At 71.2% G+C, this 22,709-nt stretch carries 21 protein-coding genes; 13 read left to right on the top strand and 8 right to left on the bottom strand.

Annotated features, from left to right (window positions below; all coding sequences use genetic code 11):
* Positions 1-160: 160 nt before the first annotated feature.
* Positions 161-1,186 (top strand): ATP-binding cassette domain-containing protein, encoded by a 1,026-nt coding sequence (locus ACFU53_RS15625; RefSeq protein WP_383991470.1) that lies wholly within the window; start codon positions 161-163, stop codon positions 1,184-1,186.
* Positions 1,183-2,019, top strand: a complete 837-nt coding sequence (locus tag ACFU53_RS15620) for an ABC transporter permease (RefSeq protein ID WP_383991467.1) — start codon at positions 1,183-1,185, stop codon at positions 2,017-2,019. Before ACFU53_RS15625 ends, ACFU53_RS15620 begins: the two co-directional genes overlap by 4 nt.
* Positions 2,020-2,270: 251 nt before the next feature.
* On the opposite strand, the gene ACFU53_RS15615 is transcribed toward ACFU53_RS15620, so the two are convergent.
* A complete protein-coding gene (locus ACFU53_RS15615) occupies positions 2,271-5,633 on the bottom strand; it encodes a BTAD domain-containing putative transcriptional regulator (RefSeq protein ID WP_383991464.1) in 3,363 nt (1,120 codons plus the stop codon).
* 231 nt (positions 5,634-5,864) lie between these two features.
* Between ACFU53_RS15615 and ACFU53_RS15610 the strand changes: the two genes are divergently transcribed.
* Positions 5,865-6,665: a site-2 protease family protein gene (locus ACFU53_RS15610; RefSeq protein ID WP_383991462.1), complete on the top strand. Its 801-nt coding sequence runs from the start codon at positions 5,865-5,867 to the stop codon at positions 6,663-6,665.
* A 22-nt stretch (positions 6,666-6,687) separates the two neighbouring features.
* On the opposite strand, the gene ACFU53_RS15605 is transcribed toward ACFU53_RS15610, so the two are convergent.
* The 3 genes from ACFU53_RS15605 to ACFU53_RS15595 all read right to left on the bottom strand — a co-directional run bounded on the left by ACFU53_RS15605 (position 6,688) and on the right by ACFU53_RS15595 (position 8,851).
* A complete protein-coding gene (locus ACFU53_RS15605; protein ID WP_383991459.1) occupies positions 6,688-6,870 on the bottom strand; it encodes a hypothetical protein in 183 nt (60 codons plus the stop codon).
* Positions 6,871-6,963: 93 nt separating this feature from the next.
* The gene (gene npdG / locus ACFU53_RS15600) at positions 6,964-7,692 is read right to left on the bottom strand and encodes an NADPH-dependent F420 reductase (protein ID WP_383991456.1); all 729 of its coding nucleotides are present in this window, start codon (positions 7,690-7,692) and stop codon (positions 6,964-6,966) included.
* 70 nt (positions 7,693-7,762) lie between these two features.
* Positions 7,763-8,851, bottom strand: coding sequence for an exo-alpha-sialidase (locus ACFU53_RS15595; RefSeq protein WP_383991453.1), 1,089 nt, complete (start codon positions 8,849-8,851; stop codon positions 7,763-7,765).
* A 582-nt stretch (positions 8,852-9,433) separates the two neighbouring features.
* Here ACFU53_RS15595 and ACFU53_RS15590 point away from each other — a divergent pair.
* Entirely contained in the window at positions 9,434-10,765 is a 1,332-nt protein-coding gene (locus tag ACFU53_RS15590; RefSeq protein WP_383991450.1) for an MFS transporter, read from the top strand.
* Between the two features lie 346 nt (positions 10,766-11,111).
* Here the strand turns inward: ACFU53_RS15590 and ACFU53_RS15585 are convergent, their stop codons facing one another.
* Positions 11,112-11,342, bottom strand: coding sequence for a hypothetical protein (locus tag ACFU53_RS15585; protein WP_383991447.1), 231 nt, complete (start codon positions 11,340-11,342; stop codon positions 11,112-11,114).
* A gap of 67 nt (positions 11,343-11,409) precedes the next feature.
* On the opposite strand from ACFU53_RS15585, the gene map reads away from it, so the two are divergent.
* Both map and ACFU53_RS15575 read left to right on the top strand, forming a co-directional pair.
* Positions 11,410-12,267 carry a type I methionyl aminopeptidase gene (gene map / locus ACFU53_RS15580; RefSeq protein ID WP_383991445.1) on the top strand — a complete coding sequence of 286 codons (858 nt, stop codon included), beginning with the start codon at positions 11,410-11,412 and terminating at the stop codon, positions 12,265-12,267.
* A 220-nt stretch (positions 12,268-12,487) separates the two neighbouring features.
* Positions 12,488-13,156 (top strand): heme oxygenase (biliverdin-producing), encoded by a 669-nt coding sequence (locus tag ACFU53_RS15575; RefSeq protein ID WP_383991442.1) that lies wholly within the window; start codon positions 12,488-12,490, stop codon positions 13,154-13,156.
* 133 nt (positions 13,157-13,289) lie between these two features.
* On the opposite strand, the gene ACFU53_RS15570 is transcribed toward ACFU53_RS15575, so the two are convergent.
* Complete coding sequence (locus ACFU53_RS15570) at positions 13,290-13,973, bottom strand: PhzF family phenazine biosynthesis protein (protein WP_383991439.1); 684 nt, start codon at positions 13,971-13,973, stop codon at positions 13,290-13,292.
* Between the two features lie 182 nt (positions 13,974-14,155).
* Here ACFU53_RS15570 and ACFU53_RS15565 point away from each other — a divergent pair, with 182 nt between their 5' ends.
* The 6 genes from ACFU53_RS15565 to ACFU53_RS15540 all read left to right on the top strand — a co-directional run bounded on the left by ACFU53_RS15565 (position 14,156) and on the right by ACFU53_RS15540 (position 20,706).
* Positions 14,156-15,250: a FecCD family ABC transporter permease gene (locus tag ACFU53_RS15565; RefSeq protein ID WP_383991541.1), complete on the top strand. Its 1,095-nt coding sequence runs from the start codon at positions 14,156-14,158 to the stop codon at positions 15,248-15,250.
* Positions 15,247-16,128, top strand: a complete 882-nt coding sequence (locus ACFU53_RS15560) for a heme ABC transporter ATP-binding protein (RefSeq protein ID WP_383991436.1) — start codon at positions 15,247-15,249, stop codon at positions 16,126-16,128. The genes ACFU53_RS15565 and ACFU53_RS15560 overlap by 4 nt, the downstream gene beginning before the upstream one ends.
* A gap of 195 nt (positions 16,129-16,323) precedes the next feature.
* Positions 16,324-17,475, top strand: coding sequence for an iron uptake system protein EfeO (gene efeO, locus ACFU53_RS15555; RefSeq protein ID WP_383991433.1), 1,152 nt, complete (start codon positions 16,324-16,326; stop codon positions 17,473-17,475).
* Positions 17,476-17,477: 2 nt separating this feature from the next.
* Positions 17,478-18,812, top strand: a complete 1,335-nt coding sequence (efeB, locus tag ACFU53_RS15550; protein ID WP_383991430.1) for an iron uptake transporter deferrochelatase/peroxidase subunit — start codon at positions 17,478-17,480, stop codon at positions 18,810-18,812.
* A 3-nt stretch (positions 18,813-18,815) separates the two neighbouring features.
* The gene (efeU, locus tag ACFU53_RS15545; protein WP_383991427.1) at positions 18,816-19,691 is read left to right on the top strand and encodes an iron uptake transporter permease EfeU; all 876 of its coding nucleotides are present in this window, start codon (positions 18,816-18,818) and stop codon (positions 19,689-19,691) included.
* Positions 19,648-20,706, top strand: coding sequence for a hypothetical protein (locus ACFU53_RS15540; protein WP_383991424.1), 1,059 nt, complete (start codon positions 19,648-19,650; stop codon positions 20,704-20,706). The genes efeU and ACFU53_RS15540 overlap by 44 nt, the downstream gene beginning before the upstream one ends.
* A 42-nt stretch (positions 20,707-20,748) precedes the next feature.
* Here the strand turns inward: ACFU53_RS15540 and ACFU53_RS15535 are convergent, their stop codons facing one another.
* Both ACFU53_RS15535 and ACFU53_RS15530 read right to left on the bottom strand, forming a co-directional pair.
* Entirely contained in the window at positions 20,749-21,501 is a 753-nt protein-coding gene (locus tag ACFU53_RS15535; protein WP_383991421.1) for a bifunctional DNA primase/polymerase, read from the bottom strand.
* Between the two features lie 225 nt (positions 21,502-21,726).
* Positions 21,727-22,356 carry a TetR/AcrR family transcriptional regulator gene (locus ACFU53_RS15530; RefSeq protein WP_383991418.1) on the bottom strand — a complete coding sequence of 210 codons (630 nt, stop codon included), beginning with the start codon at positions 22,354-22,356 and terminating at the stop codon, positions 21,727-21,729.
* A gap of 95 nt (positions 22,357-22,451) precedes the next feature.
* Between ACFU53_RS15530 and ACFU53_RS15525 the strand changes: the two genes are divergently transcribed.
* Positions 22,452-22,661: a DUF6243 family protein gene (locus tag ACFU53_RS15525; protein WP_383991415.1), complete on the top strand. Its 210-nt coding sequence runs from the start codon at positions 22,452-22,454 to the stop codon at positions 22,659-22,661.
* Positions 22,662-22,709 lie beyond the last annotated feature (48 nt).

Below are 22,709 nucleotides of genomic sequence, written 5' to 3'. Positions count from 1 at the left end.
GCCCGCCGATCTTCCCCCGTCGGCGGGCTGCGGCTTTGTTTGTGGTGACGCGGGAGGGGTGGGGCGCCTCGGGCGCGTGGGCGGATGCGGGTCGGTGGGCTGTCGGCCGTGTAGGTGAACTGTCGGTGGTTTGTCGGTGGGGCCTGGGACCGTCGTCCTCATGACACGAATCGACAAGGAAGCCAGCGGCGCGAAGGGCGCTGTCACCGTGCGGGGGCTGGTCAAGCATTACGGCGAGACCAGGGCGCTGGACGGTGTCGACCTGGATGTGCGTGAAGGCACGGTGATGGGGGTGCTCGGCCCGAACGGGGCGGGCAAGACGACGCTCGTGCGGTGCCTGTCCACCCTGATCACGCCCGACGCGGGGCAGGCGACGGTGGCCGGCTACGACGTCGTACGCCAGCCGCGCCAGCTCCGCCGGGTGATCGGCCTGACCGGCCAGTACGCCTCGGTGGACGAGAAGCTGTCCGGCTTCGAGAACCTGTACATGATCGGCCGGCTGCTCGACCTGCCCCGGAAGGAGGCGAAGAGCCGTGCCACCGGTCTGCTGGAGCGGTTCTCGCTGACCGTCGCCGCCGGGCGCCCGGCGGCGACGTACTCAGGCGGTATGCGCCGGCGGCTCGACCTGGCCGCGTCCATGATCGGGAGCCCGGCCGTGCTGTACCTGGACGAGCCGACGACCGGCCTCGACCCGCGTACGCGCAACGAGGTGTGGACCGAGGTGAAGCGCATGGTCGGCGACGGCGTGACCGTGCTGCTGACCACGCAGTACATGGAGGAGGCCGAGCAGCTGGCCTCCGAGCTGACCGTGATCGACAAGGGGAAGGTGATCGCGGGCGGCCGGATCGAGGAGCTGAAGGCCCAGGTCGGCGGGCGTACGCTCCGGCTCCGGCCGGCCGATCCGGTGCATCTGCGGCCACTGGCCCGGGAGCTGGACGGCCTGGGCATCACCGGGCTCGCCACGACCACCGTGGACCCCGAGACCGGCACCCTTCTCGTGCCGATCCTCAGCGACGAGCAGCTGACCGCGGTCGTCGGCGCGATCACCGCGCGCGGGGTCACCATCGCCTCGATCAGCACCGAACTGCCCAGCCTGGACGAGGTGTTCCTGTCGCTCACCGGCCACAAGACCGGCGCGTCGCAGGACTCCGCCCCGTCCCCCGCGTACGAAGAGGTCGCCGTATGAGCGCCGCAACCCTACCCACGACCGGTGAGACCGGTGGGACCGTCGAGGCCGACGGCCGGATCGGGCTGCGGGCCCATGCCCGGCACACCGGCGCGCTCGTCCGGCGCAATCTGCTGTGGATCCGGCAGGACCCCGAGTCGATGTTCGACGCGGTCCTGATGCCGATCGTGTTCACCCTGCTCTTCGTGTACGTCTTCGGCGGCTCCATCGGGCAGGCACTGGGCGGCGGCCAGGAGCAGTACGTGCAGTACGTGGTGCCGGGGCTGATGGCGATGATGGGCATGAACATCGCCATGGGCGTCGGCACGGGCTTCAACGAGGACTTCCAGAAGGGCGTCATGGACCGCTTCCGGTCCCTGCCCATCGGCCGGTCCTCGGTGCTGCTCGCGAAGATCTCCGTCGAGCTGCTGCGCATGCTGGTCGCCACGACCATCCTGCTGACCGTCGGTGTCCTCATCGGCTTCGACATCACCAGCTGGCCCGGGCTGTTCGGCGCGGTGGGCCTGGCCGTCGTCTTCGGCTCGTCCCTGATGTGGATCTTCCTGGTGCTGGGCGTGACGATGAAGAACGCGCAGTCCGTGCAGGCCATGGGCTTCCTGGTGCTGTTCCCGCTGCAGTTCGGGTCGTCGATCTTCGCGCCGACCCAGTCCATGCCGGGCTGGCTGCAGGTTTTCACCGACTACAACCCGCTGTCGTCCCTCGCGGACGCCGCGCGCGGGCTGATGACCGGCGGACCGATCACCCACGACCTGCTGGTCACGCTCGGCTGGTCGGTGGGCCTGACGGCGGTGATGGCCCCGATCGCGATCCACAAGTTCAAGACGAAGAGCTGACGCGTGAATACCAACCGGCGCGGGCAAGACCGCAGGTAGCCGACCCCGCCTCCTGCGCGGCCACCCCGCGGCGCGGTGTTGATCAAGGGCTATGGGGTGTTCGGCGTCCCATTTACCCGCCCCACGGCGGGCGGCGAAGCCGACCCTGAGTCGCTGACCTGCGAAGTCGTACAGAAGAGCTGACCTGCGAGGCCGTACGACAACTACGGCTACGGCTACGGCTACGGCTACGGCAGCGGCAGCGGCAGCGGTCATACGAGGGCGGCGGCCTCCTCCAGAGTGAGGGCGCCGCCCTCGGCGTACGCCCTGTCGTACTCCGTGTCGTCCAGCAGGACTCGGGTCACGGCCTCGGCCTTGGCGCGCACCTCCACCTCCATCGGGCTGGAGAAGTGGCCGGGCGGCAGCAGCGCGTCGGCGGCGCCGAGGAGCCGGGCCGCGTCGAGGGCGCGGACGCCGTCGTCGACGCCCGCGGTGGAGATGGCGGCGGTCACGAGGTGGATGGCGGGCATATGGGGCGCGACCATCCGGGACAGCCGGTCCAGGCTCCGCTCCAGCGCCCGGCGCATCAGCCGCAGCGCCTCCTCGTGGCGTCCGTCCACCATCTCCAGCCAGCCCTCGACGCCGATGACGAACCCGGCGAACAGCACGAAGTCGGCGGCGTGGAAGTCCTCACGCAGCAGAGCGATCTGCTCCCGGGCCTCGGCCGGGCGCCCGCTGCGGCCGAGGCGGACCGCCAGGAAGAGGCGGGCGGTGGGCACCGCCTCGCGGGCCGCGCGGCGCCCCGCCTCCAGCACGTCGAGCAGCATCTTCTCGCCACGCTCCGCGTCGCCCCCCTCGATGTACACACTGCCGAGCCGGACGCCGAGCATCCCCAGCTGGGCGTTGGCGCCGAGCCGTTCGGCGTACTCGATGGCCCGCTCGAAGTCCGCGGCGGCGAGTGCGAACTCGCCCTGGCGTTCCAGGGACTCGCCGCGCGCCGAGAGCGCCTCGGCGGCACCCCAGGCGTCCCCCAGCCGGTCGAAGATCTCCAGTGACTCGTCGGCGTCCGTGATGGCGTCGCCCGCCCAGTCGCTGCGGTTGGCGAGGATGTTGGCCCGCATCTGCAGGGTCTGCGCCAGTTCCCAGGTGAAACCGAGTTCGCGGCAGGTGCGGATGCTGGCGTCGAGGATGGCGCGCAGCCGGTCCATGTCACCGGTCAGCAGGACGGCGTAGAACCACATGAAACCGGGGAAGCGGCAGGTCTGCGGCTGGCCCGGGTCATAGGTCGCGCTGATGACCTGCAGCTTCTCCTGGGCCTCGGAGGTCTGCCAGGCGGGCAACTCCATGTCCATGCAGGCCAGATGGACGAGGTGCACCCCGCGCCGGGCCTCGTCGAGCACTTCCGGGCTCATCGGCGGCGGGCTGTCGACGGCGCGTCCGCGCAGGTCCGGGACGGGGCGGGAGGGCGCGGTGAAGGGGTCCGGGCCGAGCTCCTTGACCTGGGCGGACCAGTGCCGGGCCTCGGTCTTCAGATCGCGCATCTGCCAGTACCAGCACAGTGACAGCGTCAGACAGAGCGCCTCCTGCTCGTCCCGCTCGGCGACGGTGTGCCTGAGGGCGGTGCGGATGTTCTCGTACTCCAGCTCCAGCAGCTCGATCGCGGCGCGCTGGCCGGCGCCGCGCAGCAACGGGTCGGTGGCACGGACGAGTTCGCGGTAGTACGTGAGATGCGCGCGTTCGGCGGCGGGGCGGGTGCCCGTCTCGTCGAGCCGTTCGCCGGCGTACTCGACGACGGTCTCCAGGAGCCGGTAGCGCATCTCGCCGCCCGCGCCCGTGCCCGTGCCCGTGCCCGTGCCCGCCGAAGGGGCCGCTACGACGAGGGACTTGTCGACGAGCGAGCCGAGCGCCTCCAGCGCGGCGGGACCGCAGACGGCCTCGGCGGCGGCCAGGTCGCAGCCGCCCGCGAACACCGACAGCCGCCGCAGTACGTACCGTTCGTCCTCGTCGAGCAGCTCCCAGGACCAGTCGACGACCGCGCGCAGGGTCTGCTGCCGGGGCAGGACGGTACGGCTGCCGGAGGTGAGCAGCCGGAAGCGGTCGTCGAGGCGGTCGGCGATCTGACGGGGCGTCAACATGCGTAGCCGGGCTGCCGCCAGCTCGATGGCGAGGGGGAGTCCGTCGAGGCGGCGGCAGATCTCGGCGGCGGCGTCCGGGTCGGCGGCGACGGTGAAGCCGGGCCGGGCGGCGGCTCCCCGGTCGGCGAGCAGACGCAACGCGTGGGGTTCCGTCAGCGGTTCCACGGGGCGTACCAACTCCCCCGGTATGCCTAGGGGTTCGCGGCTGGTGGCGAGTACGGTCAGCGCCGGGCACCGCTGGAGGAGATGGTCCACGAGGTGGGCGGCGGCGTCCACGACGTGTTCGCAGTTGTCGAGGATCAGCAGCATGCGGCGTCCGGCGCAGTGTTCGGCGAGGCGGGCCAGCGGGTCGTCCTGGCGGTCGGCCGCGACGCGCATCTCCTCGGCGCCGGCGCCTCTCAGGACGGTCTCGCGGGCGCCGAGGGCGGTGAGGACTGCCTCCGGGACGTTCGCCGGGTCGTCGACGGGGGCGAGTTCGGCGAGCCAGATGCCGTCCGGCATGGCCTCGGCGACTGCCTCGCCGGCCTCCTGGGAGAGGCGGGTCTTGCCTGCGCCGCCCGGGCCCAGGAGCGTCACCAGGCGGGTGGTGGTGAGGTCGTCTCGGATGGTGTCGATGTCGGTGTCGCGGCCCACGAAGGAGGTAAGGCGGGCGCGGAGGTTGCCCGGGGGGGGGGGGGGGTGGGGGTGCGGCCCGGGTAGGGGCGTTGTTCGGATGCCGGTGAGTGGAGGCTGGTCGCGCAGTTCCCCGCGCCCCTGACGGGGCTCGGCCCCGTCGGAGTTCAGCAGGTCTTCGTGGAGGCTGCGTAGGGCCGGGCCCGGGCTCGTGCCCAGGCGGTCTGCCAGGAGGGTGCGGAGTTCTTCGTAGGCGGCGAGGGCCTCGGCGGAGCGGCCGGTGTCGCGTAGGGCGCGGAGGCGGAGGGACTGGAGGGGTTCGTCGAGGGGGTGGGTGTCGCAGAGGGCGGTGAGGTCGGGGAGGGCGGTGTCGGGGCGGCCCAGGGTGAGGGCGGCGGTGAGACGGGCGCGGTGGGCGTCGAGGCGGCGGGCCTCCCAGCGGGCGGCCTCGGCGGCGCGGTCGGGGAGGTCGGCGAGGGGCGGGCCCTGCCAGAGGGCGAGCGCGTCGTCGAGGACGTCGGCGGCCTTGGCCGGGTCGCCGTCGGCGAGCGCGCGGGCGCCCTCGTCCGCGAGGCGTTCGAAGCGGTGCAGGTCGATGTCGTCCGGGGCCGCCGCGAGGCGATAGCCGCCGTGCAGTGATGCGACCGCGTCCGGGCCCAGCGCCCTGCGCAGCCGGCCGACCAGCGCCTGCAGCGCGCCCGGCGCGTCGGCGGGCGGATCGTCGGCCCACACCTCGTCGACGAGCGCGGTCGCGGGCACCGTACGCCCCGGCCGCAGCGCGAGCACGGTCAGCAGGGCGCGCAGCCGGGCACCCCCGACGGGGACGGGGGTGCCGTCGGACTGCAGTGCCTGGGTGGTGCCGAGGATGCGGTAGCGCACGGGGTCCATTGTCTCCGTCGGAGTCGGGTTCGTGTGTCCGGTACATCGAGTCGGACGCTCCCGTACGACCGCCGACCGTTCGCCCCCACCTTCCTAGGAACCAGGAGGGCATCGCGAGACGTTTTCGGCATACGCCCGGTACCGTCGGGCAGTCCATTCGAGTGATCGACACTTCGTCGGCACACACCAGACGGGCCGTCGACGAGGTGTCGGCGGTCCGCCGAGAGTTTGAGGAGCCCCATGACCACCGCCGCGTCCCGCCGGAGCGACCGGAGGATCAGCCCCGTCTTCATGGGGATCGTGGCCGTCATGGCGGTCACGGGATGGGCCACGTGGACCGGGTTCGCCGAGCAGCCCGGACTGGCCGTCTTCCTGTTCGCGACGTCCGCGTGGATCGTCTCGCTGTGTCTGCACGAGTACGCCCACGCCCGCACCGCCCTGCACAGCGGCGACATCTCCATCGGCGCCAAGGGCTATCTCACCCTCAACCCGCTGAAGTACACGCACGCCCTGCTCAGCATCGTGCTGCCCGTCGTCTTCGTGATCATGGGTGGTATCGGTCTGCCCGGTGGCGCGGTGTTCATCGAGCGCGGTCGTATCCAGGGCCGATGGAAGCACAGTCTGATCTCGGCGGCGGGCCCGCTGACGAACGTCCTGTTCGCGGCCGTCTGCACCGCGCCCTTCTGGCTGGGCGTCACGGACGGTGTGCCGGCGGCCTTCCTCTTCGCCCTCGCCTTCCTCGCGATGCTCCAGGTCACGGCGGCGATCCTGAACTTCCTGCCGGTGCCCGGCCTGGACGGCTACGGCGTCATCGAGCCCTGGCTGTCGTACAAGATCCGCCGCCAGGTGGAGCCGCTCGCGCCCTTCGGCCTGCTGCTCGTCTTCGCGGTGCTGTGGATCCCGGCGGTCAACGGGGTGTTCTGGGACGTGATCGACGCGTTCATGCGGGGCCTGGGGATCGAGGACCAGCTCTCCGACTGCGGCTACTGGCTCTACCGCTTCTGGCGCGAGGACAGCGACATCTGTCTCACCGGGATGTGACGGATGAGACGGCCTCGGCGGTTCAGCCGGTGGCGGACCGGCGCTGCTGCTTGGCCTTCCGCGCGTAGTACCAGGTCATGTTGGACGACAGGCCGGCCATCAGCACCCACACGACACCCAGCCAGCTGCCCCGGCTGAAGGAGACCACTGCCGCGGTGGTCGCGAGGAGACAGACAATGAGGGCGTAGAGGGCGAGGCGGGGCATGGGGGTCGGCTCCTGGAAGGGCGGTCGGACGAGGCGATACGGCGTCCAGTGTCCCCCATGCCCGAGGGCGTACGCGCCTCGGCTACACGTCGGCTACACGTCCGTCATGCGGATGCCCGCGTGGGCCTTGTAGCGACGGTTCACGGAGATCAGGTTGGCGACCAGGGACTCGACCTGGTGGGCGTTGCGCAGCCGGCCGGCGAAGATGCCCCGCATGCCGGGGATACGGCCCGCCAGCGCCTGCACGATCTCGACGTCCGCGCGCTCCTCGCCGAGGACCATCACATCCGTGTCGATCTCCTCGATCTCCGGGTCTTCGAGGAGGACGGCGGAGAGGTGGTGGAAGGCGGCGGTGACACGCGAGTCCGGCAGCAGGGCGGCGGCCTGCTCGGCGGCGCTGCCCTCCTCCGGCTTCAGCGCGTAGGCGCCCTTCTTGTCGAAGCCGAGCGGGTTGACGCAGTCGACGACGAGCTTGCCGGCCAGTTCCTCGCGCAGCGATTCGAGGGTCTTGCCGTGCCCGTCCCACGGCACCGCGACGATCACGATGTCGCTGCGGCGGGCGGTCTCGGCGTTGTCGGCGCCCTCGACGCCGTGTCCGAGCTCCCCGGCGACGCCCCGCGCACGGTCGGCCGCCCGCGACCCGATGATCACCTTCTGGCCGGCCTTGGCAAGGCGGTAGGCGAGGCCCTTGCCCTGCGGCCCGGTGCCGCCGAGCACGCCGACGACGAGCCCCGACACGTCCGGCAGGTCCCAGGGGTCCTTGGCCGGGGCCTTCGCGGTGGGCTGCTGTGCAGGCTGCTGTGCACTGTCAGTAGAGGTCATGGGCCGACTTTACGTGCGTGCCCGTCGCGGGTGGCGGTGAGGTGAGCGCGGTCACGGGCGTCCGGGCGGCTCAGGCGAGGCCCGTGATCGGGACACGGCGGAAGGTGATCGTCTCGTACGCGCTGAAGTCGCCCGTCTCGTAGAGCAGTCCGACGGTGTCCTCGTCGACGCGTACGAGATCGGAGTACGCGGCGGGCAGGCCGTCGACGGTGTGTACGGGGCGCCAGGTGACGCCGTGGTCGGTGCTGGCGCGGACGGTCATCAGGGCGCGGAAGCCGGGGTCGGCCGGGCCCGAGTAGAGGAGCAGGTCGGGGTCGCGGAGCTGGAGGACGCTGCCCTCGACGACCGGGCCGACGATGCCCGCCTGCGGCCGGAACGGCTTGACCAGGCTCTCGCCGCCGTCGGTGGAGTGGGCGTCGGCGCGGGTGCCGGGGGCCGGGGAGTCGTTGCGGGTGTTGAAGTAGACGCGGCCGTCGGGGAGTTCGGTGGCGGTGGTCTCGTTGGCGTTGACGTAGCCGTCGGTGTTGTCGTCGACGTAGCCGATGCGCCAGGTGGCGCCCGCGTCGTCGCTCAGCAGGCAGTGCCCGCCGTTGTACTTGCCCTCCGTGCCGTTGTCCGCGCCGGCGGGTGGGAGGGAGTGGTTGGCGGGGACGACGACGCGGCCGGTGGAGAGCTGGAGCGCGTGGCCGGGCGTGGTGGCGTACCACCGCCACTCGGGCTTCTTGGTCTGCTCGGTGATCTCCCGGGGGCTTGCCCAGGTCGCCCCCTCGTCGTCGCTGTGCTGCACCCACACCCTGCGCCCGTCCGCCGCGCTCACGGCACCGCGCCGGATGGCGTCCTCGGTGGCGTGGGCGGCGTTGCGGACGTGGACCAGCAGGATCCGGCCGGTGTCGAGGACGACGGGGGCGGGGTTGCCCGCGAGGGCGTCGCCGTTCCTGGCGGCGACCTGTAGCGGGCCCCAGGTCCGGCCGCCGTCCGTCGACCGCTTCACCACGAGGTCGATGTTGCCGAAGTCCTCCCGGCCGCCGACCCGTCCCTCGCAGAAGGCGAGCAGGTCGCCGGAGCGGGTGACGACGACCGCCGGGATCCGGAAGCTGGCGTAGCCCTCGCGGCCTGCGCGGAAGGGAGTGCTGGTCTCGGGCGTGGGGGTCGGGGTCACTGGGGGCTCCTGAGGTGGGGGGCGGTTCGGAGTGCTGGTTCGCAGTGCTGGTTCGGCGTGGGTGCCCGGCTCGGGCTAATTCGGGGTGAACACCGGGTCACGAGTGGCCGGTTGCGGCAGGATGCGGGCGCATGGATGCCGTGCGGGTCGCGTTGTTGCGTGAGGTGCTCGCCGGGACCGAGTGGCTGGGGGCCACGCGGCGGTTCGCGGGGGCGTTGCGGGGTTCCGTGGTGTCGTACGGCGGCGGGCTGCAAACGCGCTCCCCGCCCCGAGAGGGCCCCGCCGCCTCCGTGACCGTCTCTCCCGCCTCACCGACGCTCCGACGTCCCCGCCTCCGCCGCGCTGGTGACTGCCCTTCTGCCCACCCACCCACCCGACTCGCCCCGGTGAGCTGCCTTCGGCAGGGCGGGTCACCGCAAGCGGGCCGGGAGCGAATCGTCGTGGCTCGGCCGGAATCGGCGGGGCCGGTGGAAAAGCGGTTGCTCCAGGGGTGGGGGCGGCTGAGCATGGCCCCTCGTGGCCTCTTCCCATGACTCTTCCGCCGATATTTCCGCTGATACTTCCGCTGATACTTCCGCACCTGTGACCGCGCCCGTGCCCGGGTCTCGGCTGCTCGCGTTGCTTCCCGATCTCGCGCCGTGGCGGGTGTCCAGGGACTTTCGGCGGTTGTGGGTGGCGGGGCTGATCACGAACTTCGGGAGTTTTCTGACGTTCGTGGCGCTGCCGGTGCAGATGAAGGAGCTGACCGGGTCGGTGGTGGCGGTCGGGGCGATCGGGGCGGTCGAACTCGTGCCGCTGATCGTGTTCGGGCTGTACGGCGGGGCCCTTGCCGACGCCCTGGACAAGCGGGCGCTGATCCTGTGGAGCGAGGCCGGGCAGGGGCTTCTGTGCGCGGGGCTGCTGGTGAACGCGTTGCTGCCGGAGCCGCTGGTGTGGCCGTTGTACCTGGTGGCCGCCCTGTCGTCCGCGCTGGTCGCGGTCCAGCGGCCGGCCCTGGACTCGATCGTCCCCCGTATCGTCCCGCACGAGCATCTGCCGGCCGCCGCCTCGCTCAACTCGCTCCGCTGGACGGTGGGCGGCGTCGCCGCGCCGGCCCTCGCTGGTGTCGTCGTGGCCTACGCGGGGCTCGGCTGGGCGTACGCGGCGGACCTCGCGACCTTCGTGGCGTCCGTCGCGCTGGCCGTGGGACTCTCCCCCTCCCCCGCGTCGCACGAGGCGGCGAGACCGTCGTTGCGGTCCATCGCGGAGGGGGCGCGGTACGCGTGGAGCCGCAAGGAACTGCTCGGTACGTACGCCGTCGATCTCGCCGCGATGTTTCTGGCGATGCCGCTGGCCCTGCTGCCGTTCCTCGCGGACGAGTTGGACGCGGAGTGGTCGCTGGGGCTGATGTACGCGGCGTTGCCCGCGGGGGCGTTGCTGGTGACGTTGACGAGTGGGTGGACGTCCCGGGTGCATCGGCACGGGCGGATGGTGGTGCTGGCGGCGGCGTTGTGGGGGCTGTCGGTGATGGCGGCGGGGCTGGTGCGGGATGTGTGGCTGGTGCGGGATGTGTGGCTGGTGCTGGCGTTCCTGGTGCTGGGGGGTGCGTTCGACATGGTCAGCGGGATCTTCCGGGCCGCGATGTGGAATCAGACCATTCCGGACGAGTTGCGGGGGCGCCTGGCGGGGATCGAGTTGCTGTCGTACTCCGTCGGGCCTCAGCTGGGGCAGGTGCGGGCCGGGGGCATGGCGGCGTGGACGTCCGTACGGGCGTCCGTGTGGGCCGGTGGGGTGCTGTGCGTGGGGGCGGTGGGGTTGCTGGCGCTGTGCCTGCCGCAGCTGATGTCCTACGACGTGCGGACGAACGAGCATGCGGCGCGGTTGCGTGAGCGGCGGGGGACTTTCCCAGACGGCCCGCCCGTCACTCCCGGCTGACAAGTCCGGGCCTCCCGTGGGCCCGCGACGGCCTCTGCGGGCCGCGACTCCGCCCGCCCCCGCTTCCCACCGGCACCGCCGGTGGCTGCCGAGTGGCAGGTGCAGGTCTCCCGTGGGCCCGCGACGGCCTCTGCGGGCCGCGACTCCGCCCGCCCCCGCTTTCCACCCGTACCGCCGGTGGCTGCCGAGTGGCAGGTGCGGGTCTCCCGTGGGGGCTGAGCGCCGTCGGCGGCTGCCGGGAGGGGAGGGCCCGGGGAAGGCGGACCCCGGGAAAGGCGGACCCCGGGAAAGGCGGGGCGCGGGAAGGGCGGGGCGCGGGGAGTGTCGTCTTTGACGCCGGGGCGGGTCAGTCGTCGTCCGGGCGGGACGCCGGGGCGTCGTGCCAGCGGGGGTCGGTTTCCCATTCCGCGTTGCGTTCCTGGGCCGTTTCCATGGCTCGGGTGGCGTCCTGGCGGGAGGCGTAGGGGCCCATGCGGTCCTTGCCGGGGCAGTCGGGGCCCTCTTCGACCTTCTTGTGCTCCAGGCAGTAGAACCACTCGCCGGGCTTGCCGACCGTACGCCGCTTGAACAGGGGCATGACCTGAGTTCCCTTCTCCAGTCGTCACCTGCATGGTCCCCCACCAACGCTGGTTAAACTCGCTGGCATGTCTGGCCAGTCGCTGCTCGCACCGGGGAAGCTCTCCCCCACCCGCCCCGTCCCGGGAAACATCCGCCGACCCGAGTACGTGGGCAAGCCCGCCCCGACTCCGTACACCGGGCCGGAGGTGCAGACGCCCGAGACCATCGAGGCGATGCGGATCGCCGGCCGGATCGCGGCTAGGGCGATGGCCGAGGCGGCGAAGCACATCGCGCCCGGGGTCACCACGGACGAACTGGACCGGGTCGCGCACGAGTACATGTGCGACCACGGGGCCTACCCGTCGACGCTCGGCTACCGGGGCTTCCCCAAGTCGCTGTGCACCTCGGTCAACGAGGTCATCTGCCACGGCATCCCCGACTCGACCGTGCTGCGCGACGGCGACATCGTCAACCTGGACGTGACGGCGTACATCGGCGGCGTCCACGGCGACAACAACGCCACCTATCTGGTGGGGGACGTCGACGAGGAGTCGTCGCTGCTCGTCGAGCGGACCCGGGAGTCCCTCGCCCGCGCCATCAAGGCGGTCAGGCCCGGTCGGCAGATCAACATCATCGGGCGGGTCATCGAGTCGTACGCGAAGCGGTTCGGGTACGGGGTCGTGCGCGACTTCACCGGGCACGGGATCAACTCGTCGTTCCACTCCGGGCTGATCGTCCCGCACTACGACTCCCCGCACGCCACCACGGTGATCCAGACCGGGATGACGTTCACGATCGAGCCGATGCTGACGCTCGGGTCGCACGACTACGACATGTGGGACGACGGCTGGACGGTCGTCACCAAGGACCTCAAGCGCACCGCCCAGTTCGAGCACACGCTGGTGGTGACGGAGACCGGCGCGGAGATCCTCACGCTGCCGTAGTTCCACGTCATTCGTCGCCACGAGACAGCCCGCCTTCGGTTCCGGCCGCACGGCGGGCTTTTCGTTGCGCGGACCGTTGCGCGGATTCCATGTGGGGCCGGTGGGGATTCGGGGTACCGTTTTACCGACAGGGGGTCGGGAACCTGTTGACTTAGGTAAGCCTAACCATAGAAAATGGCGTCAGCTTCTCGTCTTCCTCACTTCGGCACCGGAGGCCTTCATGAACGCGTCGGTCACATCGGACACGGCGTTCTCCACGCTCATCCGCACCGCCTCGCACGAGCAGCACACCGAGGCGGAGTCCACGACGTTCATGGGCGACATGCTGGGCGGCAAACTCGGCGTCGAGGCGTACACGCGGTACACCGAGCAGCTGTGGTTCGTGTACGAGGCGCTGGAGAGCGCCGCGCCGGGGCTGGCCGGTGACCCGGTCGCCGGGCCGTTCGTCCAGCCCGAGCTGATGCGGCTGCCCGCGCTGGAGCGGGACCTGGAGCATCTGCGCGGCCCCGGCTGGCGCTCGACGCTCTCGGCGCTGCCGGCGACCGAGGAGTACGCGGCGCGGGTCGCCGAGTGCGCGCGCACCTGGGCCGGCGGTTATGTGGCCCACCACTACACGCGGTACCTCGGTGATCTCTCCGGCGGGCAGATCATCCGGGACCGGGCCGAGAAGACGTGGGGCTTCGCCAGGAAGGGCGACGGGGTCCGGTTCTATGTCTTCGAGGAGATCACCAACCCGGCCGCGTTCAAGCGGGGGTATCGGGAGCTGCTGGACCGGGTGCGGGCCGATGATCTGGAGAAGCAGCGGATCGTGAGTGAGTGCAAGCGGGCGTTCGCGCTCAACACCGCGGTCTTTCTTGGTTTGGGTGAGGAGTTTCCGTTGAGCGCGTGAGGGCCGCGCTTGTGGGGGCGGTTGTCTGCTGCGGGTGGTGGGGGCTGGTCACGCAGTTCCCCGCGCCCCTTGGATGGGGCTGCGCCCCGATCAAGGGACGCCCGTCGGCGCCCTCACCGCTCCGCCGGTTCCCTCACCGCTCCAGGAACACCCGCCCTCCGACCTCCACCCACCCGTGCGGCTGCGGGGCCGTCAGGATCTGGGAACCCGCGCCCTGGATGATGTTCAGGGCACGGCCCAGCTGGGCGGTCAGTTGCAGGGCCGCCGCGCCGGTGGCCTCGTCCTCGTCGATTCCGTCGTCGCGGCCGGGGAAGGCTCGGGCGCGGATACGGCCGGCGGCTTCGTCCTCCCAGGCCCAGGCGTAGATCCTCCCCCGGACTCCGTCCGGGGGGACCCCCATCTCGCTTCGCTCGCCCGGCGGCGGGACGCGCAGGTCGTCGACCTCGGCGGCGGAGGCGTACTGGACAAAGGTGCGGGGCGGGGCCCACTCCGGCAGGGCCTCGATCCAGCTGAACTCCCCGTCCAGCCGGGCCCCGACGACACCGGCCGGGGTGACCAGTTCGGGTACGTCGAGCAGCCAGGCCGCGCCCACGCACGGGTATCCGGCGAAGGGCAGGCGCTGCGAGGGGGTGTAGATGTCGATGACACCGCGCTCGGGGTCGTCCACGAACACGGTCTCGCTGAAGCCGAGTTTGGCGGCGAACTCCTGGCGCTCGGCACGGTCGGGCATCACGGAGCCCTCGCGGACGACGCCCAGTTCTTTGCCGTATCCCCCGCGGGGTCCGCAGAACACCCGCAGCACATCGAAGTCGGTCACCCCCGCATTGAAACATCAACCGGGCCCCGGGTCGTACCAGGTCACCGCACCGCCGGACAGTGATCGAACAACGCCGATCCCATCCCTGAGAGGACCAAGTGACCGTACTGGACAAGCCGGTTGAGCCGGAGAGATCCGACGGGCCCGCGGAGGCGGGCAAGGCGGAGGCAGGCACGGCGGAGGTGGGCGAAGCGGAGGCGGGTGAGGCGGCATGGGCCGACAGGTCCCGCCCCTCCGCCCCCGCCCGCCGGCGCGCCCCCCTCCTCCTCACCGTCGGCCTCGTTGTCGCCCTCCTCGCCCTGGTCCCCGTCGCCGGTGGACTCGGGGCCTATCCGATCCCCACCGGTGACGTGATCTCCTCGGTCGTCCACCGGATCGGGCTCGGCGGGGCGGAGCTCGAACGCGTTCCCGAGTCGGTGCTGTGGAACGTGCGGTTCCCTCGGATCGTGCTGGCGTTGCTGATCGGGGCGTCGCTCGGGTGCGCGGGGGCGCTGATGCAGGGGATCTTCGGGAACCCGCTGGCGGAGCCGAGTGTCATCGGGGTCTCGCTGGGCGCGGCGGTGGGCGCGGTCGCGACGATCGCGTTCGGGATCACGTTCCTCGGGAACTGGACGGTGTCGGTGTTCGCGTTCGTCGCGGGGCTGATCACCGTCTTCGTGGTGTACGCGTTGTCCCGGTCGGGCGGGCGTACGGAGGTCGTGACGCTGATCCTCACCGGGATCGCGGTGAACGCGTTCGCGGGGGCCACGATCGGGCTGTTCATCTTCCTGGCGGAGGACACCGCGGCCGTCAACCAGATCACCTTCTGGCAGTTGGGCTCGCTCGCGCAGTCGACGTGGCCGAAGGTGCTGGCCGTGCTGCCGTGCGCGGTGATCGGGCTGGCCGTGGCGCCCTTCCACGCGCGGAAGCTGGACCTGCTCGCGCTGGGTGAGCGGCCGGCGCGGCATCTCGGGGTGGACGTGGAGCGGCTGCGGGTCGTGCTGATCCTGGTCGTCGCGCTGCTGACCGCCGCCGCCGTGAGCGTGTCGGGGGTCATCGGGTTCGTCGGGCTCGTCATCCCGCATCTGCTGCGGATGGCGGCCGGGCCGGGACACCGGTTCCTGATCCCGGGCAGCGCGCTCGCCGGGGCGGTCGTCCTGCTGGCGGCGGACCTCGCCGCCCGCACGATCGTCCAGCCCGCCGAACTCCCCCTCGGCGTCCTCACCGCCCTGATCGGCAGCCCGTTCTTCTTCTGGCTGCTCCGCAGGACCCGCCGCAAGCAGGGAGGCTGGGCATGACGTCCAGAACGGGCACCGGGTACCTCAGAGGGCTTCTCAGGGCGCGGCTCGGTTCCGGCATCCCCACTCCCCCGGCCCCGTCCGCCCCCGGTGACGTCCTCGCCGAGGCCCAGGACGTCACCGTCAGGCTCGGCGCCCAGGAGGTGCTCCACGGGGTGTCCATCGCCGCGCGTGCCGGTGAGGTGCTGGCGCTGGTCGGGCCGAACGGGGCCGGGAAGTCGACGCTGCTGGGTGCTCTGGCGGCGGATCTGCCGGTGGACGGCGGGGTCGTACGGGTGCACGGGCGGCCGGTGGGCGAGTGGTCGGCGCCCGAACTCGCGCTGCGGCGGGCGGTGTTGCCGCAGTCGGCGGCGCTGTCGTTCCCGTTCACGGTGGAGGAGGTCGTACGGATGGGCCGGGCGCCCTGGGCACGGCAGCCGGACGTGTCCGACGAGGAAGACTCCGACGACACAGCCGTGGCCGAGGCGATGGCCGTCACCGAGGTCACCGGGTTCGCGGCCCGGCCCTTCTCCGCGCTGAGCGGCGGCGAGCGCGCCCGGGTGGCGCTGGCGCGGGTGCTCGCCCAGCGGGCGCCGCTGCTGATGCTGGACGAGCCGACGGCCGCGCTGGACCTGCGGCATCAGGAGCTGGTGCTGCGGGTGTGCCGGGCGCGGGCGCGGGCCGGGGACGCGGTGGTCGTCGTGCTGCACGACCTGGGGCTGGCGGCGGCGTACGCGGACCGGGTGGCGGTGCTGCGGGACGGGCGGATCGCGGCGGACGGGCCGCCGGCCGGGGTCTTCGAGGAGGAGTTGTTGTCGGAGGTGTACCGGCAGCCGGTCGAGGTGTTCCCGCATCCGCGGACCGGTGATGTCCTGATCACGCCGAAACGGGGTTCTTGACCGCGAAATGGGCCTCTTTACCCGCTCTTGACCGGACCATGAGGGCTGTTTTGAGCCACCGTGATCGGGCCGTGCTCGTACGGCTCCGAGGAGAGGGCTTCACTGGGAGTACAGCGATTGGTGAGGTAAGCCTCAGATAACTTTGGGCAGCCTCACCTTATCTGTGTGTCCCCTGTGTACTCCCTTGGAGCCGAAATGCGCCCCCTCAGACTCTCCGTCGTGACCGCCGCCGCGACCGTGGCGGCCCTGACCGCCGTCACCGGCTGCACCGAGAAGAGCAGTGCGGGCGCGGACGGGGCCATCGCGGTGACCGCGACCGACACCGAGTGCGAGGTGTCGAAGAAGGAGTTCCCGGCGGGACACGTCGAGCTGGACATCGAGAACAAGGGCTCCAAGGTCACCGAGGTCTACCTCCTCTTCCCGGACGACCGCGTGGTCACCGAGCGCGAGAACATCGGGCCCGGCACCAAGCAGAAGGTCACCGCCGAGGTGAAGGAGGGCGACTACCAGATCGCCTGCAAGCCCGGCATGAAGGGCGACGGCATCCGGCAGGACGTCAAGGCCACCGGCAGCGGCAAGGTCGCCGAGCGCGATCCCCGGCTCGACAAGGCCGTCGCCTCGTACCGCAAGTACGCGCAGGCCCAGGCCGACGAGACGATCCCGCTGGTGAAGGTGTTCGCCGAGGCCGTCAAGGACGGGGACGTCGAGGCCGCGAAGAAGGCGTACGCGCCCTCCCGTATCGGCTGGGAGCGCACCGAGCCGGTCGCCGAGTCCTTCGGTGACATCGACCCGAAGGTCGACCTGCGCGAGGACGGTCTCGAGGAGGGGCAGGACCTGGAGAAGGACTGGACCGGCTGGCACCGCCTGGAGCGCTCGCTCTGGCAGGACGGCAAGCTCACCGACCGCGACTCCGAGCTGGCAGACCAGCTGGTGACGGACCTGGAGGACTGGCAGAAGCGGGTCGGCAAGGCCGAGATCACCCCGACATCCATGGCCAACGGCGCCAAGGAACTCCTCGACGAGGTCGCCACCGGCAAGGTCACCGGCGAGGAGGAGCGCTACTCGCACACCGACCTCGTCGACTTCAAGGCGAACGTCGAGGGGGCCGAGGAGTCGTACGGGCTGCTGAAGTCCGTCGCCGCCGAGAACGACCCGGAGCTGACGAAGGAACTCGACGAGCAGTTCGCGGCGCTGAACACGCTGCTCGACAAGTACCGCGCGGACAAGACGGGATACGACTTCGTCTCCTACGACAAGGTCGGCAAGGCGGAGCGCAAGGAGCTGTCGGACGCGGTGAACGCGCTCGCCGAGCCGCTGTCGCAGCTCGCGGCAGCCGTGGTGAAGTAACGATGACCGCCGAGGACTCCCCCGCCCCCCGTACCCCGTCGGAGAACCCCCGTACCCCGTCGAGGCGTGCGCTGATCGGCTGGGGCGGTGCCGGGCTCGCGCTCGGTGCCGCCGCGGCCGGCGGCGCGGTCGCCGCGGCACGCACCGGCGACGACGCGGCCCCCACCGCCGGGGCGGCCGTCGCCTTCCACGGCACCCACCAGGCCGGTATCGCCACACCCGTGCAGGACCGGCTGCACTTCGCCGCGTTCGACGTGGAGACGGACGACCGCGCCGAGTTCGTGGCCATGCTGAAGGACTGGACGGCCGCCGCGCGCCGGATGACCGCCGGGAAGGCGGTCGGCGACGGCGCGTACGGCGGTCTGGCGGAGGCCCCGCCGGACGACACCGGGGAGGCGCTGGGGCTGAAGCCGTCCCGGCTGACGCTGACCATCGGCTTCGGGCCGTCGCTGTTCGAGCGGTTCGGGCTGGCGGGGCAGCGGCCCGAGGCGCTGGTGGACCTGCCGCAGTTCGCCGGTGACAACCTGGACAGGGCCCGCAGCGGCGGCGACCTGTGCGTCCAGGCCTGCGCCGACGATCCGCAGGTCGCGGTGCACGCCATCCGCAACCTCGCCCGCATCGGCTTCGGCAAGGTGTCGGTGCGCTGGTCCCAGCTCGGGTTCGGGAAGACCTCGTCGACCACGCCCGAGGCGCAGACCCCGCGCAACCTCATGGGGTTCAAGGACGGCACCCGCAACATCGCGGGCACCGAGACTGCCCGGCTGAAGAAGTTCGTGTGGGTGGGCGAGAAGGACGTCGACGCGAACTCGGCCTGGATGACCGGCGGCTCGTACCTCGTCGCCCGGCGCATCCGCATGCACATCGAGACCTGGGACCGTACCTCGCTGCAGGAGCAGGAGGACATCTTCGGCCGCGACAAGGGTGAGGGCGCGCCGGTCGGCAAGGCGAAGGAGCGCGACGAGCCGTTCCTGAAGGCGATGCTGCCGGACGCGCACGTACGGCTCGCGCACCCCGACTCCAACGACGGGGCGACGCTCCTGCGCCGCGGCTACTCCTTCACCGACGGCACGGACGGGCTCGGCCGCCTGGACGCGGGCCTGTTCTTCCTCGCCTACCAGCGTGACGTGCGGACGGGGTTCATCCCGGTCCAGCGCAATCTGGCCACGGACGCGCTCAACGAGTACATCCAGCACGTGGGTTCGGCGATCTTCGCGGTGCCGCCGGGCGTCCGGGACGCGGACGACTGGTGGGGCCGGGCGCTGTTCTCGACGTCGTCACAGACGTCTTCGGGTTCACAGACGTCTTCGGGTTCACAGACGTCTTCGAAGGGGGCCTAGGCCGTGTTCGCGAACTATCTGATCGGTCTGCGGGAGGGCCTGGAGGCCAGTCTCGTCGTCTGCATCCTCATCGCGTATCTGGTGAAGACGGACCGCCGGGACGCCCTGAAGCCCATCTGGATAGGCATCGCGGTCGCCGTCGGACTGGCCCTCGCGTTCGGCTGCGTCCTCGAATTCGGCTCCCAGGAGCTGACGTTCAAGGCGCAGGAGGCGCTCGGCGGCTCCCTGTCGCTCATCGCGGTGGTCCTGGTGACCTGGATGGTCTTCTGGATGCGGCGTACGGCCCGCCATCTGAAGGCCGAGCTGCACGGCAAGCTGGACGCGGCCCTGCAGATGGGCACGGGCGCGCTCGTGGCGACCGCCTTCCTCGCGGTGGGCCGGGAGGGCCTGGAGACCTCGCTGTTCGTGTGGACGTCGGTGCGGGCGTCGAGCGACGGCACCGAGGGCCCGCTGATCGGCGTCCTGTTGGGCCTGGCGACGGCGGTCGTGCTCGGCTGGCTGTTCTACCGGGGCGCCCTGCGCATCAACCTCGCCAAGTTCTTCACCTGGACCGGCGGCATGCTCGTCGTGGTCGCGGCCGGCGTCCTCGCGTACGGCTTCCACGACCTCCAGGAGGCCGATTTCCTGCCCGGCCTGACGGACAAGGCGTTCGACATCACGGGGACGATCCCGCCGGACAGCTGGTACGGCACGCTCCTGAAGGGCGTCTTCAACTTCCAGCCCGACCCGACCGTCCTCCAAGTCACGGTCTGGCTCCTCTACCTGATCCCGACGCTCGCGCTGTTCCTCGCCCCGGTAGGGTTCGCCTCCGGGAAGGGGAAGGTGAAGATTCCTGATGAGCAGGGTGCGCGAGGTTCGGAGCCCACAAAGGCTTCGTGAGGTTCGTCCGGTTCGTACACGCGGGAGGTTCCTCGGACTTCGCTCGTACGGCCGTGGCGCGCTGGTGACGACGGCGGTGACCGCGCTGTCGTTGACGGCGAGCGGGTGCGTAGTGGTCCGCGGCGACCTGGAGATCGTCCCCACGGCGACACAGGGGGAGGCGGCGCGGGCGCTGACGGACTTCACCACCGCGTACAACAAGGCGGACAAGGCGTACGACCAGTCCCAGGACGCCTCCCGGGTCACCGGCGCGCTCGCCGACATCGACGGCGGCAAGCTCCGCTCGGGCGCGAAGATCAACCCGAGCGGCAACCCGAACCATGTGGCGCTGAAGCTGGCCGACGTCAAGTACACGATCCCGGAGAAGGCGGCCTGGCCGCGCTGGTTCGTGGCCGACGCCACCGCCAACAAGGGCAACGCGACGGACCGTTGGCTGTTCGTCTTCACCCGCGACGGGCTGACCGATCTGTGGGAGGTCTCCTTCCTCACGATCGTGGCCGCCGAGGACATGCCGGAGTTCAAGAAGGACGAGAACGGCCACGCCCAGGTGGTCACGCCGGACGACCCCGAACTCTCCGTCACGCCTGCGGAGTTGCCCGACAAGTACGTGACGTACCTGAAGGAGGACAGCGCCCTCTTCGCGGACGGCCCGTACACCTCCGCCGAGCGCGCGGAGCGCCAGCAGAACGCGGCGAAGCCGGGCCTGGCACGGCAGTACATCGACGAGGCCCTCACCAACGGCGACTACGCGCCGGTCGGCCTGCGCACCACCGACGGCGGGGCGCTGGTCTTCTTCACCTCCCGCCACTACCAGAAGCAGACCGCCGCGCAGGGCGTGGACATCCCCGTCAACGACGCGGCCGTCCGGGCGCTGATGACGGGCGAGCCCGTGGAGTCCCTGACCCTGGAGTTCGTGAACAACCAGGCGGTCCTCGATCCGGCGAAGACGGAGTCGGACCAGCAGGTGAGGTTCCTGAGCCAGGTGGGCGGGCTCACGGGGGCGAAGGGCGAGTGACGAAGGGCGAGTGACCGCCGGGCGGCCGACGGCTCGGAGGCGTCAGCCCCTGGAGGGCCAAGCCGCGTTCGTGTGGCCCGACTGTTCGCCCACATGGCGGGAGCAGGCGTCGGTGAGGATCTCCAGCAGGGTCAGAGGGTCCGGAAGCGGGTGCTCGGGGCCGCGTACCCAGTGGACGCCGAGGTCACCGGGGAGCCGGGCCGGCGGGACGAGGACGTAGGACCCGCGGCAGTGCCAGCGCAGCCCCGGGTGCTCGTCCATGGTCTCCGGGTGGCAGTCCAGCTCGCAGGGCCACCACTCGTCCTCGTCCTCGGGCGTGCCCCGGGTGAGGGTGAAGAAGAGGAGCCGTCCCTCGCCGGACTCGGACTCGACTTCCGCGACGGGCCCCACCTCGATCCCGGAGGCGAGCAGCCGCTCCAGGGCCTCGCTCCCGGCGGAGAGCGGTACGTCCAGCACGTCGTGGACCATGCCGGTAGCGGTGATGAAGTTGGCCTGCGGCTGGTGCCGGGCCCAGCGCTCGATCTGGGCGTGGTCGGTGGTGGACTGCGTCTGCCAGGCGAACGACACCGGGTGCCGGGCGGGGGTGGGACAGCCGACGCGGTCACAGGAGCACCGGTAGCCCGAGGGGTACGCGGCGGGCGCGAGCGGGAGTCCGGCAGCGGCGGCGGCGAGCAGCAGCTCCTCACGGCCGGCTTCGTCGGCGATCCCGTCGAGCTGGCGGCCGGTACGACGGGCGCGCAGCCACTCGGAGATCCTGCCCTGCCGACCGGATCGGCCGCCGAACGTCGCGCTCATACATCCCCTCGCCCTCGCTGTGGTGCGGACACCATGCTTCATGGTCCCACCATCCTGCGCCCCGGGTGGCCGGAGCCCCCATCCGGGGTAGGTGGGGCGATGCCGGGGTGCGGACAGGGATGGCGGTCTATTACCTGCTTTGACGGGATTTACGGTCCGGCCACCGGCCCCACTTGGTCGACACTTGGTCGTTTTGATCACACTCGTTCGGGGGGGTGACCGGGGTCAGCGGGGCGCGAGGCCGTACAGGGCGTAGTCGACGAGCGTGTCCGTGTACTCGTACGAAATGGGTCCCGTCCGCTGGAGCCAGCGCTGGCCGAGGGGCGAGACGAAGAGTTCGAGGGCGATGCGCGGATCGAGGTCCGGCCTGACCTGCCCCGCGTCCTGCGCGACCTGCAACCTGTCGACGTAGAACTGGAGTTGGGGTTCGAGGAGCCGGGCCACGAACTCCTTCGCGAGCTTGTCGTCGACGACCCCCGCGGCGGCGAGGGCGCGGGAGGGGACCTCGAACTTCGGATCGAGGAGTTCGTCCACGGTGGCTCGCAGGACGTACTTGAGGTCGGCCGCGAGGTCGCCGGTGTCCGGGATGGCGTACTCCTCGGGCTCCTGTCCCGACCCCGCGACCTGCTCGGCGGCCTGTTCCTGCAGATCGAGGAACGCCTCCAGCAGCACCTCCGCCTTGGAGGACCACCACCGGTAGATCGTCTGCTTCCCGACGCCGGCGCGGGCCGCGATGCCCTCGATGGTCGCCTTCTGGTACCCGACCTCGCCGACGAGAGCGAGGGCGGCGTCATAGATGGCGCGACGCGACTTCTCGCTGCGCCGGGCGGAATCAGGGGAGGTCTTTTTGGCCATGCCCCGAATTTATCAGTTGACAAGACGGTGCGTCTCGCCTGATGGTGGTGAGCATAAGCGAGACGAACCGTATCGCCATAACAAGGGAGACTGCCATGGCCCGAGGTGGAGCAGGGAACATGCTGGGAGTGGGCGGTTCCCGCCGGAACCTGGGCCGCAAGGCCCTGCGCGGCGGCCCCGCGAACGGCCGCGTCGGCGGCGGCCTCGACCCCCAGGCCCAGAAGCGGGAGCTGCTGCGCAAGCTCCAGGAGAAACACCAGGAAGCGGAGACGGGAACGGAAGGTACGACCGGCGAGACGTCGTGAACCGCAGCGGGTCCGCCCCGCCGGAGCCACCGTGAGGGGTTCCGGCGG

This window comes from Streptomyces sp. NPDC057474, assembly GCF_042802555.1.
Taxonomy (GTDB): Bacteria; Actinomycetota; Actinomycetes; order Streptomycetales; family Streptomycetaceae; genus Streptomyces.
The sequence above is the reverse complement of the archived record's forward strand: the minus strand, read 5'-3'. Positions and strand labels throughout refer to the sequence as shown.